Annotated in this window: 17 protein-coding genes, 1 pseudogene and 1 riboswitch; of the genes and pseudogenes, 4 read left to right on the forward strand and 14 right to left on the reverse strand. The window is 71.5% G+C overall.

Annotation, left to right across the window (positions count from 1 at the left end; genetic code table 11):
- Window positions 1-9: 9 nt before the first annotated feature.
- Entirely contained in the window at window positions 10-789 is a 780-nt protein-coding gene (locus ACQP1S_RS16065) for an endonuclease/exonuclease/phosphatase family protein (protein WP_432907551.1), read from the reverse strand.
- Window positions 790-963: 174 nt separating this feature from the next.
- Here ACQP1S_RS16065 and ACQP1S_RS16070 point away from each other — a divergent pair, with 174 nt between their 5' ends.
- Complete coding sequence (locus ACQP1S_RS16070) at window positions 964-1,737, forward strand: sulfite exporter TauE/SafE family protein (RefSeq protein WP_432907554.1); 774 nt, start codon at window positions 964-966, stop codon at window positions 1,735-1,737.
- Window positions 1,738-1,791: 54 nt separating this feature from the next.
- Here ACQP1S_RS16070 and ACQP1S_RS16075 read toward each other — a convergent pair whose 3' ends face one another.
- Window positions 1,792-2,406 (reverse strand): malonic semialdehyde reductase, encoded by a 615-nt coding sequence (locus tag ACQP1S_RS16075; RefSeq protein WP_432907557.1) that lies wholly within the window; start codon window positions 2,404-2,406, stop codon window positions 1,792-1,794.
- A gap of 190 nt (window positions 2,407-2,596) precedes the next feature.
- Here ACQP1S_RS16075 and ACQP1S_RS16080 point away from each other — a divergent pair, with 190 nt between their 5' ends.
- On the forward strand, window positions 2,597-2,851 hold the full coding sequence (locus ACQP1S_RS16080) for a winged helix-turn-helix transcriptional regulator (protein ID WP_432907564.1): 255 nt from the start codon (window positions 2,597-2,599) through the stop codon (window positions 2,849-2,851).
- A 3-nt stretch (window positions 2,852-2,854) separates the two neighbouring features.
- Window positions 2,855-3,631, forward strand: coding sequence for a GNAT family N-acetyltransferase (locus ACQP1S_RS16085; protein ID WP_432907567.1), 777 nt, complete (start codon window positions 2,855-2,857; stop codon window positions 3,629-3,631).
- An 11-nt stretch (window positions 3,632-3,642) separates the two neighbouring features.
- Here ACQP1S_RS16085 and def read toward each other — a convergent pair whose 3' ends face one another.
- From def to ACQP1S_RS16100, 3 genes and pseudogenes are all read right to left on the reverse strand, one after another.
- Window positions 3,643-4,152 carry a peptide deformylase gene (gene def, locus ACQP1S_RS16090; RefSeq protein WP_432907570.1) on the reverse strand — a complete coding sequence of 170 codons (510 nt, stop codon included), beginning with the start codon at window positions 4,150-4,152 and terminating at the stop codon, window positions 3,643-3,645.
- A 34-nt stretch (window positions 4,153-4,186) separates the two neighbouring features.
- Window positions 4,187-4,948, reverse strand: coding sequence for a TetR/AcrR family transcriptional regulator (locus ACQP1S_RS16095; RefSeq protein WP_432907572.1), 762 nt, complete (start codon window positions 4,946-4,948; stop codon window positions 4,187-4,189).
- A 25-nt stretch (window positions 4,949-4,973) separates the two neighbouring features.
- Window positions 4,974-6,162 (reverse strand): annotated as a pseudogene (locus ACQP1S_RS16100) (chorismate-binding protein).
- Window positions 6,163-6,285: 123 nt separating this feature from the next.
- Between ACQP1S_RS16100 and ACQP1S_RS16105 the strand changes: the two are divergent.
- Window positions 6,286-6,486 carry a DUF5999 family protein gene (locus ACQP1S_RS16105; RefSeq protein ID WP_067311530.1) on the forward strand — a complete coding sequence of 67 codons (201 nt, stop codon included), beginning with the start codon at window positions 6,286-6,288 and terminating at the stop codon, window positions 6,484-6,486.
- Window positions 6,487-6,605: 119 nt separating this feature from the next.
- Here ACQP1S_RS16105 and gcvP read toward each other — a convergent pair whose 3' ends face one another.
- The 9 genes from gcvP to odhI form a co-directional block, all read right to left on the reverse strand.
- Window positions 6,606-9,428 carry an aminomethyl-transferring glycine dehydrogenase gene (gene gcvP, locus ACQP1S_RS16110; RefSeq protein WP_432907576.1) on the reverse strand — a complete coding sequence of 941 codons (2,823 nt, stop codon included), beginning with the start codon at window positions 9,426-9,428 and terminating at the stop codon, window positions 6,606-6,608.
- A 72-nt stretch (window positions 9,429-9,500) separates the two neighbouring features.
- Window positions 9,501-9,597, reverse strand: a riboswitch (glycine riboswitch).
- Window positions 9,598-9,674: 77 nt separating this feature from the next.
- A complete protein-coding gene (locus ACQP1S_RS16115) occupies window positions 9,675-10,574 on the reverse strand; it encodes an NAD-dependent protein deacetylase (protein ID WP_432907579.1) in 900 nt (299 codons plus the stop codon).
- A 61-nt stretch (window positions 10,575-10,635) separates the two neighbouring features.
- Entirely contained in the window at window positions 10,636-11,271 is a 636-nt protein-coding gene (locus tag ACQP1S_RS16120; protein WP_091240404.1) for a hypothetical protein, read from the reverse strand.
- Complete coding sequence (locus tag ACQP1S_RS16125) at window positions 11,268-12,497, reverse strand: globin domain-containing protein (RefSeq protein ID WP_432907582.1); 1,230 nt, start codon at window positions 12,495-12,497, stop codon at window positions 11,268-11,270. The genes ACQP1S_RS16120 and ACQP1S_RS16125 overlap by 4 nt, the downstream gene beginning before the upstream one ends.
- Before the next feature lie 2 nt (window positions 12,498-12,499).
- Window positions 12,500-13,753 carry a nitric oxide synthase oxygenase gene (locus tag ACQP1S_RS16130; protein ID WP_432907585.1) on the reverse strand — a complete coding sequence of 418 codons (1,254 nt, stop codon included), beginning with the start codon at window positions 13,751-13,753 and terminating at the stop codon, window positions 12,500-12,502.
- A 349-nt stretch (window positions 13,754-14,102) separates the two neighbouring features.
- The gene (locus ACQP1S_RS16135; RefSeq protein WP_432907588.1) at window positions 14,103-14,711 is read right to left on the reverse strand and encodes a MerR family transcriptional regulator; all 609 of its coding nucleotides are present in this window, start codon (window positions 14,709-14,711) and stop codon (window positions 14,103-14,105) included.
- A gap of 176 nt (window positions 14,712-14,887) precedes the next feature.
- Entirely contained in the window at window positions 14,888-15,352 is a 465-nt protein-coding gene (locus ACQP1S_RS16140) for a bifunctional nuclease family protein (protein WP_091241020.1), read from the reverse strand.
- Between the two features lie 179 nt (window positions 15,353-15,531).
- Entirely contained in the window at window positions 15,532-16,227 is a 696-nt protein-coding gene (gene ftsR, locus ACQP1S_RS16145) for a transcriptional regulator FtsR (RefSeq protein ID WP_176738857.1), read from the reverse strand.
- Between the two features lie 50 nt (window positions 16,228-16,277).
- Complete coding sequence (gene odhI, locus ACQP1S_RS16150) at window positions 16,278-16,730, reverse strand: oxoglutarate dehydrogenase inhibitor Odhl (protein WP_091240417.1); 453 nt, start codon at window positions 16,728-16,730, stop codon at window positions 16,278-16,280.
- Window positions 16,731-16,873: the final 143 nt, after the last annotated feature.

Below are 16,873 nucleotides of genomic sequence, written 5' to 3' on the forward strand. Positions count from 1 at the left end.
GTGGGCGGGTCAGCCGAGGTCGACGATGAGGGGCCGGTGGTCGGAGATCGTCGAGCGGGGGGTGTCGACGGCGGTGACGGGGGGCAGCCGGTGCAGGCCGTGGGGGTCGGCGAGGATGTGGTCGAGTTGCACCCGGGGTGCGGTGGCGGGGTAGGTGGGGCGGCGGGCCAGGGGTCGCCAGCCGGTGAGCAGGCGGGCGGGGCCGGCGGGGAGGTTGAGGTCGCCGAGCAGGATGCGGGGGGCGGGAAGCGCGCGCAGGGCGCGGACGACGCGGCGGAGTTGGTGGGCGTTCCAGCCGGGGACGAAGGACAGATGGGTGGCGGCGACGGTGAGGGGGCCGTGGGGGGTGTCGAGGACGGCGGCGAGGACGACGCGGGGTTCGTCGCGGAGCAGGAGCAGTCCGCCGCCGGGGCCGGGTGCGTAGATGGGTGAGCGTACGGGTGCGGGTGGGAGGCGGGTGATCTGCCAGGTGCGGACGGGGTGGCGGCTGATCAGGCCGATGCCGTAGCAGGGTTCGCCGTGGCCGTCGTCGTCGTGACGTAGGGGGCGGAACTGGACGCCGGGGGTGCCGACGACGGCGGCGGCGAAGCGGTGTTCGGGGGCGTCGAGGGCCTGGGCGGCGAGGGTGGTGAGGTCGTGGTGGCCGCTGCGGGACTGGTCGCGGTCGACTTCCTGGAGGGCGAGGACGTCGGCGTCGAGGGCGCGGATGGCGGCGGTGAGCCGGTCGGGGTCGACGAGCCCGTCGGTCAGGGAGCGGCCGTGCAGCAGGTTGAAAGTCGCCAGGCGCACCTGTGCACCCTACGTCCGTGGCACAGTTACCGGATGATCAAGTTGTTGTGTTGTTCGGTGTTGGTGTTCGTGGCGTTGGGTGCGGTGGGGGTGTGGGTGCGGCGGCGGCGGGGTCGGTGAGGTGGGCCACTCGGGTGGGCGGGTGGCCGGGTGGCGTGGGGAGAATGGCCGGCCGTGGATGCTGCCTCGTTGATCACGCTGCTCACTGCGGCTGCCCTGGCTGGTTGGGTGGATGCGGTGGTGGGCGGTGGTGGGTTGTTGTTGTTGCCGGCGTTGTTGGTGGCGGCGCCGGGGGTGCCGGTGGCGACGGCGTTGGGGACGAACAAGTTGGCGGCGATCGCGGGCACCTCGACGGCGGCGGTGACGTTTGCGCGGCGGACGCGGGTGGACTGGGCGGTGGCGGGTCCGGCGGCGGTGTTGGCGGTGGGGTGCGCGGGGGTGGGGGCGGCGTTGGCGGGGGCGGTGCCGGCGGGGGCGTATCGGCCGGTGGTGTTGGTGGTGTTGCTGGCGGTGGCGTTGTTCGTGGTGCTGCGGCCGCGGTTGGGGACGGTGGCGGTGCCGGCGCGGCGGACCCGGGTGCGGGTGGTGGTGGCGGTGGGGGTGGCCGGGGTGGGTATCGCCCTGTACGACGGGTTGATCGGTCCGGGTACGGGGACGTTCCTGGTGGTGGCGTTCACCGCGTTGGTGGGGGCGGATTTTCTGCATGGTTCGGCGATGGCGAAGGTGGTCAACGCGGGGACGAATCTGGGGGCGTTGGTGGTGTTCGCGGCGACCGGGCATGTGTGGTGGTGGTTGGGGTTGGCGATGGCGGTGTGCAACGTGGTGGGGGCGGCGGTGGGGGCGCGGATGGCGTTGCGGCGGGGTGCGGGGTTCGTGCGGGTGGTGTTGCTGGTGGTGGTGGTGGCGTTGGTGGCGAGGTTGGGGTACGACCAGTGGCTGGCCGGCTGAGCGTGTGGTGGCGCTCGGCCGGCCAGCCGGGGTCGGTGCGGGGGTGTCGGTGGTTCAGGCGTGCCGGACGACGGTGTCGTAGTCGAGGCGGGGCAGGCGGGGGTGCCAGGCGTCGGGGCCGGGGTGGCCCATGTTGACCAGGAGCAGGGACTTCCAGCCGGTGTCGGTGAAGAATTCGGTGTCGACTCCGGTGGCGTCGAATCCGCCCATCGGGCCGGCGGCGAGGCCGGCGGCGCGGACGGCGAGCAGGAAGTAGCCGACCTGGAGGCCGGCGTTGAACCTGGCCATGGCGTCGCGGGTGGTGGGGTCGGCGGCGAAGTGTTCGCGCATGCCGGGGCGGATCGGGAAGACGGTGTCGAGGTGTTCGTGGAAGTTGGTGTCGGCGGCGAGGACGGCGACGACGGGTGCGGTGGCGGTTTTGGCGCGGTTGCCTTCGGCGACGTGGGTGAGGAGGCGGTCGCGGCCTTCGCCGGGGCGGACGAACAGGACCCGCAGCGGTTGGACGTTCATGGCGGTGGGTGGGTACTTGACCAGGTCGAAGATGGCGCGGAGCTGGTCGTCGCCGACGGGGGCGTCGGTGAAGGTGTTGGCGGTGCGGGCCTCGGTGAACAGTTGGGCCTGGGCCTGGGGGTCGAGGGTGATCAGGTGGTCGGGCAGCACGTCGGTCATGGTGTCCTCCGGTCGGATCGGCAGTTGCTGCGGCCACAGTAGCAGCTAGTTTTTTCGTAGCGGCTAGGGTGAGTTGTAGACCACGTATGCTGGGACGATGACGACGTGCTCCCCGATCGACGATGGGCCCCGCGCCTGTCCCGGGGGGCTGTCCCGGGCGTTCGCATTCCTGGGAAAACGGTGGAACGGCATGATTCTGGGCACCCTCGCCCAGGGGCCGGCGGGCTTCGCCGAGTTGGCCCGGGCACTGCCGGGGATCAGCGAGTCGGTGCTGTCGGACCGGCTGGGTGAGCTGGCCCGGGTCGACCTGGTCAGCCGCCGGGTGCGGGAGGGTCCCCCACTGGGGGTCAGCTACCAGCTGACCGAGCGTGGCGCCGCCCTGCTGCCGGCATTGGACGCGCTGGCCCGGTGGGCCGACGAGAACCTTCCCGCCCGGGATTGCTGACCGGTGCCGGTCCGCGCCGAACACGACCGTGCCGTGCTGGCCGGGCTGCTGCGTCGCGATCCGGTGCTGCACGCCTACCAACTGGGTGATCTGGACGACTTCTTCTGGCCGTACACGTCGTGGTTCCGGCGCGACGAGCAGGTGGCGTTGCTCTACCACGGCGCGGCGGAGCCGGTGCTGCTGGTGTTCGCCGCCGACCGGGACCGGTCGACGGCGACCGCGCTGCTCGACGAGCTGGCCCCGGTGCTGCCCGCCCGGCTGTACGCGCACCTGTCCCCCGGGCTGGAACGGGCCCTCACCGACCGGTACGTCGTCAGCCCGGCCGGGGAGCACCTGCGGATGGCGTTGACCGACCCCGGTCGGCTGGCCGGGGTGACCGCCTCGGGTGAGGTGCTCGACGGTGCGGACCTGCCGGCGTTACGGGCCCTGTACGCCGCCGCGTACCCGGGCAACTGGTTCGACCCGCGGATGCTCGACACCGGCCACTACGTGGGCGTGCGCGAGCACGGTGACCTCGTCGCGGTGGCCGGGGTGCACGTGTGGTCACCGACCTACCGGGTGGCCGCGTTGGGCAACGTGACGACCCATCCGCGGGCGCGGGGCCGGGGACTGGCGGGGGCGGCCGTCGCCGCGTTGTGCGCCCGGCTGCGCGACAGCGTCGATCATGTGACGTTGAACGTGCGGGCCGACAACACCGCGGCGGTGCGCCTCTACGAGCGGCTCGGTTTCACCGGGGTGGCCCGGTTCGGTGAGCACACGTTGACCACCGGCCCCCGCTGAGGCCCGGCCGCTCAGCGGGGGCGGCGGGGCGAGTCGAACCGGCCGGCGCGGATCTCCCGCAGCGCCTTGCGGCGGATGTCGCCGCGCAGGGTGTCGACGTAGAGCCGGCCCGCGAGGTGGTCGGTTTCGTGCTGCAACGCGCGGGCGAGGAACCCGCTGCCGGAGATGGTCAACGGCTCGCCGTGCCGGTCGACGCCGTGCACGGTGGCGTGCAGGGCCCGGCGGGTCGGGAAGTACAGCCCGGGGATGGACAGGCAGCCCTCGTCGTCGTCCTGGACCTCGTCGGACAACTCGATGGTGGGATTGATCAGGTGGCCCCGGTGGCCGTCGGCGTCGTAGACGAACACCTGGGCGTCGACGCCGATCTGCGGGGCGGCGACGCCGGCCCGGCCGGGCGCACCGAGCAGGGTGTCCATCAGGTCGTCGACGAGGCGTTGCAGGGCGGCGTCGAAGTCGGTCACCGGGGTGCAGGCGGTGCGCAGGACGGGGTCACCGATGATCCGGATCGGGCGTACGGTCATGCCCGGAAGGCTATCGGGGGGTTACCGGCGGCGTTCACCCGGCGCACCGGTCGGCCACCAGGGCGGCGATGCCGTCGAGGATCCGGGCCAGTCCGAAGTCGAAGGCGCGGGTGGGGTCGGTGGCGGCCTGGTACTCCTGGCCGGCGGTGGCGCCGACCCGGGCGGCGGTGGGGAACCGGGCCGGGTCCATCACCTTCTCCAGGTAGGGGGCGTGGGCCTGCCACCACTGTTCGTCGGTGAGTCCGGTGCGGGCGGTGGCCTGGGCGGCTTCCACCGCGCCGCGTACCGCGCCGTGGACGTAGGAGTCGACGAGGGTGATCACGGCGTCCATCTCCAGGTCGGTCAGGCCGATGCCCTCGATGGCGCGCAGTTCGTAGTCGTAGCGGGCGGTGACGTGGGGGCCCAGGGGTGGGCGGGTGGTGGCGACCTGCAACAGCCACCGGTGGCGCAGGTACAGCGCCCAGTTGTCGTGGGCGATGCGTTCCAGCCGCCCCCGCCACCCGCCGGGGACGTCCGCCGGTCGGGGGGTTTCGCCGTGCACGGTGTCGAGCATGAGGTCGAGCAGTTCACCCTTGCCGGGCACGTGGGTGTAGAGGGACATGGTGCCCACGCCGAGGCGTTCGGCGACCCGACGCATGGACAGCGCGGCGAGTCCGTCGGTGTCGGCGACGTCGATGGCGGCCCGGACGATCCGGTCGACGCCGAGGTCGCCGCCGCGGCTGGTGCGCTCGCGGGTGCGCCAGAGCAGGGCGAGGCTGCGGGCGGGGTCGCCGGTGCCGCTGTACTCGACGTGCATGCGGCCACCCTAGCGGCCGGTGTGGTCAGCCGGCGGTGAGCAGGGCGCGCACCGGGGCGGCCTTGGCGGCGGCCTCGGCGACCTCGGCGGCCGGGTCGCTGTCCCAGGTGATGCCGCCGCCGGCCCACAGGTGCAGCCGGTCGCCGGCGGCGGCGGCGGTGCGGATGGTCAGCCCCAGGTCGAGGTGGCCGGGGCCGACCCAGCCGAACCCGCCCATGCCGGCGCCCCGGCCGACGGGTTCGACGGCGGCGATCAACGCCAGCGCGGCGTGTTTCGGTGCGCCGGTGACCGAACCGCCGGGGCAGGTGGCGCGCAGCAGGTCGGCCAGGCCGACCCCGTCGGCGAGCGCCGCGGACACCGTCGACTCGGCCTGCCACAGGTCGCACCAGCGGCGGACGGCGAACAACTCGTCGACGGTCACCGACCCGGTGCGGGCGACCCGGGCCAGGTCGTTGCGTTCCAGGTCGACGATCATGATGTGTTCGGCGCGTTCCTTGGCCGAGGCGAGCAGGTCGTGGCGTCCGGCGGCGGTGGCCGGGCGGGTGCCCTTGATCGGGCGGGTGACGACCCGGCCGGCGTGCACCGCGACGAGGGTCTCCGGTGAGGCGCAGCCGAGGGTCCAGCCCTCGCCGCGCAGGGTGCCGCCGTAGCGGGCGCCGGGCAGCCCGGCGAGGCGGGCCAGGGCGGGCCCGGGGTCGCCGGTGTACGTGGCGGCGGCGTGGCCGACGACGTTGACCTGGTAGACGTCGCCGCGGCCGATGGCGGCCCGGACGGTCCGCACGGCGTCGGCGTGCTGCCCGGTGGTCCAACTGTCCCGCCACGGGCCGACCCGCAGGTGGCCTGGGTGCGGGCGGCCCGGGGAGGCCGGCGCCGTGGTCGTAGACGACCACGGCCACGTCGGGCAGGCCCGGCACCGGGCTGGGCGGGCCGGTGGGTGCGCCGACCATCCGGGCGCCGGCCGCGGCGGAGACGAACAGGGCGGCGCCGCAGGGGCCGTCGGTGCGGTGGGTCGCCGGGCGGGTCAGGTCGTCGACGGGCAGGCCGTGCGCGGTGAGGAATCCGGCGATCTGCGCGGCCGGGTCGCCACCGTCGGTGAGGCGCCAAACGTAGCGGTCGCGTTCGACGAGCACGCTGCGGCAGCGCGCCGGCACTCCCGGTATGTCGACCGACGCCGTTGGGAGCGTTTCCACGCCGGGTGGCCCATTCTTACTCATCCGTTCAGCGGATTTCGGGGCAACATGACCGAAGGCTGCTCGATCCGGTGCGCTGTCCCTTGGTACTGTGCGTCACTGGTCATGTGAACCATGACACAGTGCCCCCACAGTCCGGAGAACCCGATGTGCCAGCACCAGATCACCTGCCCCTCCGCCGAAGCGACCGACCGGGACGCCGCCCGGGTCATCGCGTGCTTCCCTGAGCAGGGCTGGAGCCTGCTCTGCAACGGTGTCATCGTCTTCGAGGACACCGGTGAACTCCTTCCCGACGGCAGCACCATCGCCCCGCACCGCGGGCCGGCCCGGCACGCCCTCGTCGCCTGACCCGATCACGGTCCGTCGGCGTCACCAGCCACATCATCGCAGGCTGGCCCCCGGACAGGGGCCGCCCTCCCCCCGGTCGCCGCACCGGGGCGGCACGTCCGCCGCCCCGGCACCGCGCCTCAGCCCTCGAACGCCTCCGGCGCCGGGCACGAACACATCAGGTTCCGGTCGCCGTACGCGCCGTCGACCCGCCGCACCGGCGGCCAGTACTTCCCCGCCCGGTCCACCCCACCCGGGTACGCTCCCACCGACCTCGGATACGGGTGCGGCCACTGGTCCCCCGCCACCATCGCCGCGGTGTGCGGCGCATTCGCCAGCGGATTGTCCCCCGCCGGCCACTGTCCCGAGGCCACCTTGTCGATCTCCGCCCGGATCGCGATCATCGCGTCGCAGAACCGGTCCAACTCGGCCAGGTCCTCACTCTCGGTCGGCTCCACCATCAGCGTCCCCGCCACCGGGAACGACATCGTCGGCGCGTGGAACCCGTAGTCGATCAGCCGTTTCGCCACGTCGTCGACACTCACCCCGGTCGCCTTCGACAACGGACGCAGATCCAGGATGCACTCGTGCGCCACCAGGCCCTTGTTGCCGGCGTACAGCACCGGGAAGTGCTCCCGCAGCCGCACCGCCACATAGTTCGCGGCCAGCACCGCCACCCCGGTCGCCCGGGCCAGCCCCGCCGCGCCCATCATCCGCAGGTACGCCCACGGGATCGGCAGGATGCCCGCCGACCCGTACCGGGCCGCCGAGATCGCCGGCGCCCCCTGCACCCGGGCACCCGACGGGTCACCCGGCAGGTACGCCGCCAGGTGCGCCCGCACCGCCACCGGACCCACCCCCGGCCCCCCACCACCGTGCGGGATGCAGAACGTCTTGTGCAGGTTCAGGTGCGACACGTCCGCCCCGAACCGGCCCGGCTTGGCGAACCCGACCAACGCGTTCAGGTTCGCCCCGTCGACGTACACCTGACCACCGGCGTCGTGGACCTTCGCGCACAACGACGCGATGCCCGTCTCGTACACCCCGTGCGTCGACGGGTACGTCACCATGATCGCCGCGAGGGCGTCCCGATGCTTGTCGATCTTCGCGTCGAGGTCGACCAGGTCGACGTTGCCGTCGGTGTCGCACCCGACCACCACCACCCGCATCCCGGCCATCACCGCCGACGCGGCGTTCGTGCCGTGCGCCGACGACGGGATCAGACACACGTCCCGGTGGGTGTCCCCCCGGTCCCGGTGGTAGGCGCGGATCGCCAGCAACCCCGCCAACTCCCCCTGCGACCCCGCGTTGGGTTGCACACTGACCGCGTCGTACCCGGTGACCTCCGCCAACCAGCCCTCCAACTGGCCGATCAGCTCCCGGTACCCGGCGGTCTGCGCGTCCGGGGCGAACGGGTGCAGATGGGCGAACTCCGGCCAGGTCACCGGCTCCATCTCGGTGGTCGCGTTGAGTTTCATCGTGCACGACCCCAACGGGATCATGCCCCGGTCCAGGGCGTAGTCGAAGTCCGCCAACCGGCGCAGGTACCGCAGCATCGCCGTCTCCGAGTGGTGACTGCGGAACACCGGATGGGTCAGGAAGTCCCCGTCCCGCGTCAACGCCGCCGGCAGGGCCCTCTCGACGCCCCCGTCGACCGGGTCGACCCCGAACGCCGCCCACACCGCCGCCAGGTGCGCCACCGTCGTCGTCTCGTCGCAGGACACCCCCACCCGGTCGGCGTCGACCAGCCGCAGGTTCACCCCCCGTGCCTGCGCCGCCGCGACCACCCGCGCCGCCCCACCCGGCACCACCGCCGTCACGGTGTCGAAGAACGCGACGTCGTCGACCCGCACCCCACCGGCGCGCAGCCCGGCCGCGAGCCGCACCGCCATCTCATGGGTACGCCAGGCGATCCGCCGCAACCCGTCCGGCCCGTGGTACACCGCGTACATGCCGGCCATCACCGCCAACAGCACCTGCGCGGTGCAGATGTTGCTGGTCGCCTTCTCCCGCCGGATGTGCTGCTCCCGAGTCTGCAACGCCAACCGGTACGCCGGGTTCCCGGCGGCGTCCCGGGACACCCCGACCAGCCGGCCCGGCAGCATCCGCTCCAACCCCGCCCGCACCGCCAGATAACCGGCGTGCGGCCCACCGAAGCCCATCGGCACCCCGAACCGCTGGGTGGTACCCGCCGCGATGTCCACCCCGATCCGCCCCGGCGCCCGCAGCACCGTCAACGCCAGCAGGTCCGCCGCCACCGTCACCAACGCCCCCACCGCGTGCGCCGCCGCCACCAACGGCGCATGGTCGCGCACCGCGCCCGACGCCCCCGGGTACTGCAGGTGCAGACCGAAGAACTCCGCCGGCAACTCCTCGACCGCCAGGTCCACCACCCGCACCTCGATACCGAGCGGCTCGGCCCGGCCGGCGAGCACCGCGACGGTCTGCGGCAACGCGTCCGCGTCGACCACGTACACCGTGCTGCGGCTCCTCGACGCCCGACGGGCCAGGGTCATCGCCTCCGCCGCCGCCGTCGCCTCGTCGAGCATCGACGCGTTCGCCGTCGCCAACCCGGTCAGGTCGGTCACCATCGTCTGGAAGTTCAGCAGCGCCTCCAACCGGCCCTGGCTGATCTCCGGCTGGTACGGGGTGTACGCCGTGTACCAGGCCGGGTTCTCCAGCACGTTGCGGCGGATCACCGCCGGGGTGTGGGTGCCGTGATAGCCCAGACCGATCATCGACACCGCGACCGTGTTACGGGCCGCCAACGCGCGCAGCTCGGCGATCGCCTCCCGCTCGGTGGCCGGCGCCGGCAGGTCCAGGGTCCCGTGCCACCGGATCACCTCGGGAATCGCCGCGTCCATCAGCTCATCGATCGAGCCGTGACCGACGGCCTCCAACATGCGGCGTTCGTCATCCGCGCCGGGGCCGATGTGCCGGTCGGCGAACTGCTCTACGGTCATGCGTGCGCTCCAGGAGGCGAGGTCGACGGATCGGCCTCCCCCTGAGTCACGCCGCACGGCGCTCCACAGTGCCTGCCCGTCGCGGTCCTTCTGCCTGAGAGGTTCCGGGGAGAATCTGCCCCTTCGGCGCCGCCCGATACTGCTGGGCGATCTCTCCCGCGCGGGTGGTGTCGGCATGGTCAACGCTACCAGCGCCACGGTTACCGGCGGATGTCGTACCCCCGGGTCGACCCCACCGGCCGGAGATCAACCGGCCACGGGCGTGACCACCGCCACCGGGGCGGACCCGTCGACCCGGTCACCCGGGGCACGGGTCACACCCGGGGCCACCCGGTCGACCAACCGGGGCAGCAGCCGCCCCAACGGGGCGTCCACCCGCAGCGCCGCATACCCGTCACCCCGGGTGACACCCTGGTTGGCGATCACCACCGGAATACCCAACTTCGCCGCCCGCAGCACGAACCGCCGCCCCGACAACACCGTCAACGACGACCCCAACACCAGCAACGACCGCGCCCGACCGACCATCGCGAAACACCGCGACACCCGGTCCGCGGGCACCGTCTCCCCGAAGAACACCACGTCCGGTTTCAGCATCCCCGCACCACAGCACGTGCAGTCGACCATCCGGAACCCGGCCACCCGCTCGTCGTCGAGTTCCACGTCACCGTCCGGATTCACCACCGCGACCGTCGCGTCGAACCCCGGGTTCGCCGCCACCAACCGCCGATCCAGCTCCTCCCGCGACGACCGGTCACCACAACGCAGGCACACCACCGCGTCGAGACGACCGTGCAGCTCCACCACCTGCCCGCTACCCGCCGCCGTGTGCAGACCATCGACGTTCTGGGTGATCACCCCGTCGACCAGGCCGGCGGCCTGCAACCGGGCCACCGCCCGGTGCCCGTCGTTCGGCGCGGCCCGCGCGATCATCCGCCACCCCAGGTGACTACGCGCCCAGTACCGTTGCCGGGCCGCCGCCTCCCGGGTGAACACCTGATAGGTCATGGGCGTGTGTCGGCGGGCCGCACCGGTCGGCCCCCGGTAGTCGGGAATGCCCGACTCGGTGGACAACCCCGCCCCACTCAACACCACGACCCCACCGGCGGCGACCAGGCCCGCCAGCACGTCGATCGTCTCCGTCACCCGTCCATGCTGCCTCAGCCACCCCGCCCGCGGCGACCGGGACGACCCCCACCGGGCCGCTTCAGCCGCCCAGCACCGCCCGCAACTGGGCGCTCGCCCCACCGGCCGCCACCGCGTCCGCCCGCAGCTGCTCCGACTGCGCCGACAGATACGACTGCCACCGGTTCAGCTGCTGCTGCGCCGCCGCGACCGCCGCCAACGCCGCCGCGTGCCGCTCCTCCAACGCCTGCAACTTCCCCGCCAACTCCGGCGACGGCCCCCCACCGGCCAACGGCCCCGACCCCACGTCACCGGCCCGCCGGTGCGCGTCGGCCAGGATCTCGTCGGCCTGCCGCCGCGCATCGGCGATGATCTCCGCGCCCTCCGCGCTGGCCTCACCGATCGTCCGGTTCGCCTCGTCCTGCGCCCGCATCGCCAACTCGACAGTCATCGGGTCCGGGCCCTGCGGCGCGTTGCTCGGCAACGTCCCGTGCCGCAGCATCTCCACCTGACTCAGCAGCCCCTGGTTCTCCCGCCGCTGCCGCTCCAACTCCGCCGTCAACAACCCGATCCGGTCATCCGCCGACCGGACCAACGCCGCGACCTCGTCGGCGGACAACCAGTGGCTGCCCCGGAACCGCCGCTCCTCCAGCACGGACAACTGGCGGGCGATCTCACCCTGCTCCGCGCCGAGCCGGTCGGAGTGGTCCACGCTCATCGGGCACCTGTCCCACTGAAGTCGCGCGGAGCACCGGCAGCGGCCTCGGCGAGCGGCGGATAGAGGGAATGATCATAGCTTTCCGTCAGGATCTGCTCCGGATCCACACCCGAGCGCGCCAGGATCGCCACCGTCTCCCGGGTCATCTCCGGGCTCCCACACACCAGGATCTCGGTATCCGCCCACGGCCCCAACCGCACCGCCGTGTCACCGGCCCGACCGATCGCCCCCTGCCAACCCCAACCCGTCTCCACCGTCGGCACGTACCGCAACCAACCCGTCCCACCGTGCGGCCAACCCGCCGCCGGCGACAACGACGCCAACCGCGACACTGCCGGCTCGTCATACAGGTCGTCCGGGGTACGCCCACCCACCACCAGCGTCGTGCGCCGCCCCGCACCCTGCTGCACCGCCTCCACCACCGCCCGCAACGGCGCCAACCCCGTCCCCCCCGCGATCAACAACAACGGCAACTGCGGCGACCGGTCGTACGACGACAACGCCGCCCCCGTCGGATGCCCCAACAACAACCGGTCACCAACCCGCAACCTGCGCACCAGATGGGTGGAGAACCGGCCCGTCGCCCGGACATGGAACTCGATCGTCCCGTCCGCCCGCGGCGCGTTCGCCGGCGACAGATACCGCCACGTCCGCAACTGCGGCACCTGCACCGGCAACGACTGACCCGGCCGGTAGGTGCACAGATAATTCGGACGCACCGTGAACACCACGATGTCGGCGCGACGCCGCTCCGCCGTCAACACCTCCGCCTCCCAGTGCGGCGGCGACGTCCGCTCCGCCTCCGCGGCACCATCGAGCATCAACTTCGCCACCAACTCGTACGCCGCAGCCCACTGCGCCCGCAACGCCGGCGTGAAGTACGGGCCGAGGAACCGCTCCAACGTCGCCAGCAACGCCTGACCCACCCAGATGTAGTGCCGCTCCCCCAACACCACCGGATTGCCCCGCTGATCCTGACCGTGGAACCGTCGATGGTCGGCGCCCAACCGCTGCGCGAACGCCGTCAACGCCCCCGGATCGTCCAAACTGGTGATGATGTGACCCAACGCCGCCAGGAGCTTGTCCTCCTGATACTGCATGTTCGTCGGGAACATCGACCGGGCCTCCGGCGCCACCACGAACAACGTGGCATAGAAATACTTCGCCGCCTCCGGGCCGGCAGCGGAGAACTGGCTCCAACTCTGGCGCAACGCCGCGTTGTCCATCCTCAGTCCTCCTGCGCGCGAGCCACGTCATGACGCTCACGCAACGTCATCTCCACCACACCATCCGGGTCGTAGGCGCGGTCAGTCTGCCAGAGATTCGGATTCGGGACCCGGGTGTCGTAGTAGCGGTGATGCACCGCATGCAACGCCGCCCACCCCACACTCCCGTTGAGCCACGACCAGTCACCGTGCACCGGCCGACCCGCCCGCTCCTCCTGCGCACAGAACTTCATGAACAACTCCGACTCGGTGTGCGGATCGGACACCCGCACCCCCGCCTCCCGGAACGAGTGCAACACCGCCTGGTTCAACACCAACGCCGCATGCTCCCGCCACAGAGTGTCCTCCCGCGACGTGTCCAACCCCAACCCCGCCGCCACCACCGGCAACTGGTCGTACCGCTCCCGGTCACCCATGTTCCGGGTGCCGATCTCGTCACCCAGGTAGTGACCGTTGAACGGCGCGCAACTGTAGTCGACCCCGCCGATACGCAGACGCATGTTACTGATCACCGGCAGCGCATGCCAACGCAGCATCAGATCCGCGAACCACGGGTGATCCGGATGACTCAACGCCACCTCCCGCACCAACTCCCGCGGCACCTGCCACACCGACGGCGACTCGTGCGCCGTCTCGATCACCCACGGCAACAGGTCGAACCGACCCGGCACCGGCGGCGGCCGCCACCCCAACCGGCGGGCCGCCCGCACCATCCCCACCTGCGCCGGATCACCCACCACCCCACCGTCGTCGCGCAGATGACCGCAGTAACGGACCAACTGGTCGTTCCAGATCCGCGCCCGCGGACCCACCCCCGGCCGGTCCGGTGCGAAAACCGTGATCACCGACTGGATGCGACCCCCGTTGTCCCCCGCCGCCAGATGCGCCGACAACTCCCCGGCGATACCCGCCGCCGTCATCACGTGCCGGCGGTCACGCACCCGCAACCCCGCCCACCGGACCCGCCCCACACACCGCGCCGACTGCCGCCACGCCACCCGCGCCCCGTAGACCAACTCCTCCCGGGTGTGCCGGTACGAGCCGGTCAACGCGATCTCCTCGCGTACCTCCGCCAGCCGCACCGCCAACCCCGGCAACTGCCGCTCGGCGTGCAACGACTCCAGGAACTCCGTCGCCTCCGCCACCACGTCCCCACCGGAGTGGACCGGCTCACCCGGCGGTGGCACCGCGGTGACCGGGCAACGCGCCCCGGCGTCATGATCGGCGACAGCACCGCCGGCCCGCGCGGAACCCACGCCGACATAGTGATCAATGTGCACTGTGGTTCGTTTCCCGTCCTCGGCGGGACCACGGATGCGACCCCCGCACCATGCTCCACGCATCAGCCCGACGTCACCACCAACCGTCACTCACCGTGAGCGGTTGATGTCTCTGGTGATCGCCCTGGACAGGATTCCCGGCCGAACCGCAGCTGTCAACAAACCCCACTCCACCCGGGAATGTCCACCCTGGACCCCACACCGCTCGTACCCATCCACCGGACCGCCCAGGTCACGAGCCAGATCGATACGACAACCATCACCACCCCCACACGAAAACGCCGCGACCGGAACCCCGGCCGCGGCGCTGTGCACCACCACGAAACTAACCCGCCCGCCGCCGCGCCCGCCGCGCCGCCAACTCGTCACCCACCACCTCCGACGAACCCTGCGCGACACCCCCCGCCGCCGGCACCGGCTCCCCGCCACCGGCCACCGCCGGCTCCGCCGGCAGATGCGACAACGAACCCTGAATCTCCTTGAACGCCCCACCGATCGCGATACCGAACACCCCCTGGCCACCCTGCAACAGGTCGACCACCTCCTCCGCAGACCGGCACTCGTACACCGTCGTGCCATCCGAGATGAGCGTGATCCCCGCCAGGTCCTCCACCCCACGCGACCGCAACGCCTCGATCGCCTTACGGATGTTCTGCAGGGACACCCCGGCATCCAACAACCGCTTCACGACCTTCAACACCACCAGGTCCCGGAACGAGTACAACCGCGACGTACCCGAACCCGACGCGTCCCGCACACTCGGCACCACCAGCGTCGTCCGCGCCCAATAGTCCAACTGGCGGTAACTGATCCCCACCGCCGAACAGGCCGTCACACCCCGGTACCCGACCGCGCCGTCACCATCCAACGACGACGACACCGCCCCCGACTCGCCCCGCTCCACACCTGGCTCAGGCTCCCGCGGCTCGTGCATCCCGACAACCTCCCCGTCAGTGCGGCACCACGTCGACTACGCCGACGCGCACCCCTCGACACGGCAACCCTAACGCCGCACCCAGGGGTTACCACGGAGAAACCGCCGCGACACGCCGCGCGACGACACACCACACCACCGGCGCCGCCATCCGCGACACCACGACAACCCGGCGCTCAGCCGGCGAAATCCTCCGGACGCACCTGCTCCAGGAACTCCCGGAACTTCTCCACCTCGTCCTCCTGCTCGTCGGGAATCACGATCCCCGCCTCACTGAGGACCTGCTCCGCACAACGAATAGGCGCACCCACCCGCAACGCCAACGCGATCGAATCACTCGGCCGGGCCGACACCCGCACCCCGTCACCCAGCAACAGATCAGCGTAGAAGACGTTCTCCTTCAACTCCGTGATCTCCACCGCCCGCAACGGCGCCTTCAACGCCGCCAGCACGTCCCGCAACAGATCATGCGTCAACGGCCGGGCCGGTTTGACCCCCTGCTGCTCATAAGCGATAGCCGTGGCCTCGACCGCACCGATCCAGATCGGCAGATAGCGGTCGCCCTCGACCTCCCTGAGCAGGACGATCGGCTGGTTACTGGGCAGCTCCACCCGAACCCCGACCACGCTCAGCTCGCGCACCGCCGCCTCCGTGTCGTTGTCACCTACGCCCGCCCGCACCTGTCCCTGCACGGTACACGGACCTCGTCACGGCCGTCCCATCCGCATCAGCACCCGCACCGCGCCGGAAAAGGGGTTACCCCGGCAAGCCTACGGCACGCTTCCCGGGGCAGAACCTTCCGCACACACCACCGAACCACTCACCGACCCAACGTCGACCGCAACCCCACCCGCACCAACGCCGCATGCAACTGCTGCGACAACGCCACCAACTCCCGCGCCGTCTCCGCCGCCCGCGCCCGCGCCGCCGGATCCGACTGCCGCGCCAACGGCGCCACCAACTGCGCGAACAAACCCACCTCACGATCCGCCGACGACCGGTAACCCCGCAGATGCCGAGGCTCCAACCCGTACGCCGCCAACCCCGCCACCGCCCGCGCGATGATCAACGCATCCGCGTCATACCACCCCGGCGAATCCGGCACCAACACACCCAGCCGCTCCAGCTCACCCAACGTCGACTCGGCGATCCCACTGCGCGCCACCAGATCGGCCCGCCCGAGCCGCACCTGCGACTCAGGCTCCTCCACCGACCGGCCCGGCACCTCACCACCAGGACCCACCGCCACCAACGTCGGCCGCTGACGGCCCGGCGTCTCGTCACCGCCATCCCACTGCGCCAACTGCTCACGGATCACCCGCAACGGCAGATACTGATCCCGCTGCGCGGTCAGCACGAACCGCAACCGGGCCACATCGTCCCAGCTGTACTTCCGGTAACCCGCCGCCGTGCGCTGCGGCTCCACCAGGCCCTCGGCCTCCAGGAACCGCAACTTCGAAATCGTGACGTCCGGAAACTCCACCCGCAGCTGACCCAGCACCTCACCGATACTCATCAGTGGATGCGACCGGGCCGCCCCGGACGGCATGGAGGCCGCAGGCTCGTTCACCCCCGGCCGGCCTCCTCCTCCGGGCGAGGACCGGCAATGAACACCACCCGGAACTTACCGATCTGCACCTCGTCACCATTGCTCAACGTGGCCGCCTCGACCCGCTCCCGGTTCACGTAGGTGCCGTTCAGGCTCCCCACGTCCCGCACCGTGAACATCCCCGAGTCCCGATGGAACTCCGCATGCCGCCGCGACACCGTCACATCGTCCAGGAAGATGTCACTGTCCGGATGCCGGCCACTCGTCGTCACATCATGGTCCAACAGGAACCGGGCACCCGCATTCGGGCCCCGACGAACCACCAGCAGCGCCATACCCGGCGGCAACGAGCCGGACATCCGACTCGGCACCACATCAGGATCCGGACCCTCCAGCACTTCGTCCAACGAACCGAGATTGAGCGTCGAAGTGACGTCGAGCGGGGGGAACTCGTCGCCTGGGCGCGTCATGGGACCACCTCACGGATCAGTTCGGTCAGCATCAGGATAACGGCGGGTATGGCCACCGGGCAGATCACACACCCGGCGGCTGGCTCCCCGTGCCCCGGAAGGCAATTACCCGACGCTCAACCATTTGGGGTTCTCGGTCGACT

Origin of the sequence: Micromonospora matsumotoense (assembly GCF_050951065.1) — a bacterium.
In the GTDB taxonomy this organism is placed as follows: Bacteria; Actinomycetota; Actinomycetes; order Mycobacteriales; family Micromonosporaceae; genus Micromonospora; species Micromonospora matsumotoensis.

Excerpts from the sequence above, each read along its gene's own strand:
- ftsR (WP_176738857.1), bottom strand. The coding sequence starts at position 16,227 with ATGAGTATCGGTGAGGTGCTGGGTCAGCTGCGGGTGGAGTTTCCGGAC.
- odhI (WP_091240417.1), bottom strand. The coding sequence starts at position 16,730 with ATGACGCGCCCAGGCGACGAGTTCCCCCCGCTCGACGTCACTTCGACG.
- ACQP1S_RS16105 (WP_067311530.1), top strand. The coding sequence starts at position 6,286 with ATGTGCCAGCACCAGATCACCTGCCCCTCCGCCGAAGCGACCGACCGG.
- ACQP1S_RS16120 (WP_091240404.1), bottom strand. The coding sequence starts at position 11,271 with ATGAGCGTGGACCACTCCGACCGGCTCGGCGCGGAGCAGGGTGAGATC.
- ACQP1S_RS16125 (WP_432907582.1), bottom strand. The coding sequence starts at position 12,497 with ATGGACAACGCGGCGTTGCGCCAGAGTTGGAGCCAGTTCTCCGCTGCC.
- ACQP1S_RS16080 (WP_432907564.1), top strand. The coding sequence starts at position 2,597 with ATGATTCTGGGCACCCTCGCCCAGGGGCCGGCGGGCTTCGCCGAGTTG.
- ACQP1S_RS16135 (WP_432907588.1), bottom strand. The coding sequence starts at position 14,711 with ATGCACGAGCCGCGGGAGCCTGAGCCAGGTGTGGAGCGGGGCGAGTCG.
- def (WP_432907570.1), bottom strand. The coding sequence starts at position 4,152 with ATGACCGTACGCCCGATCCGGATCATCGGTGACCCCGTCCTGCGCACC.
- ACQP1S_RS16095 (WP_432907572.1), bottom strand. The coding sequence starts at position 4,948 with ATGCACGTCGAGTACAGCGGCACCGGCGACCCCGCCCGCAGCCTCGCC.
- ACQP1S_RS16075 (WP_432907557.1), bottom strand. The coding sequence starts at position 2,406 with ATGACCGACGTGCTGCCCGACCACCTGATCACCCTCGACCCCCAGGCC.
- gcvP (WP_432907576.1), bottom strand. The coding sequence starts at position 9,428 with ATGACCGTAGAGCAGTTCGCCGACCGGCACATCGGCCCCGGCGCGGAT.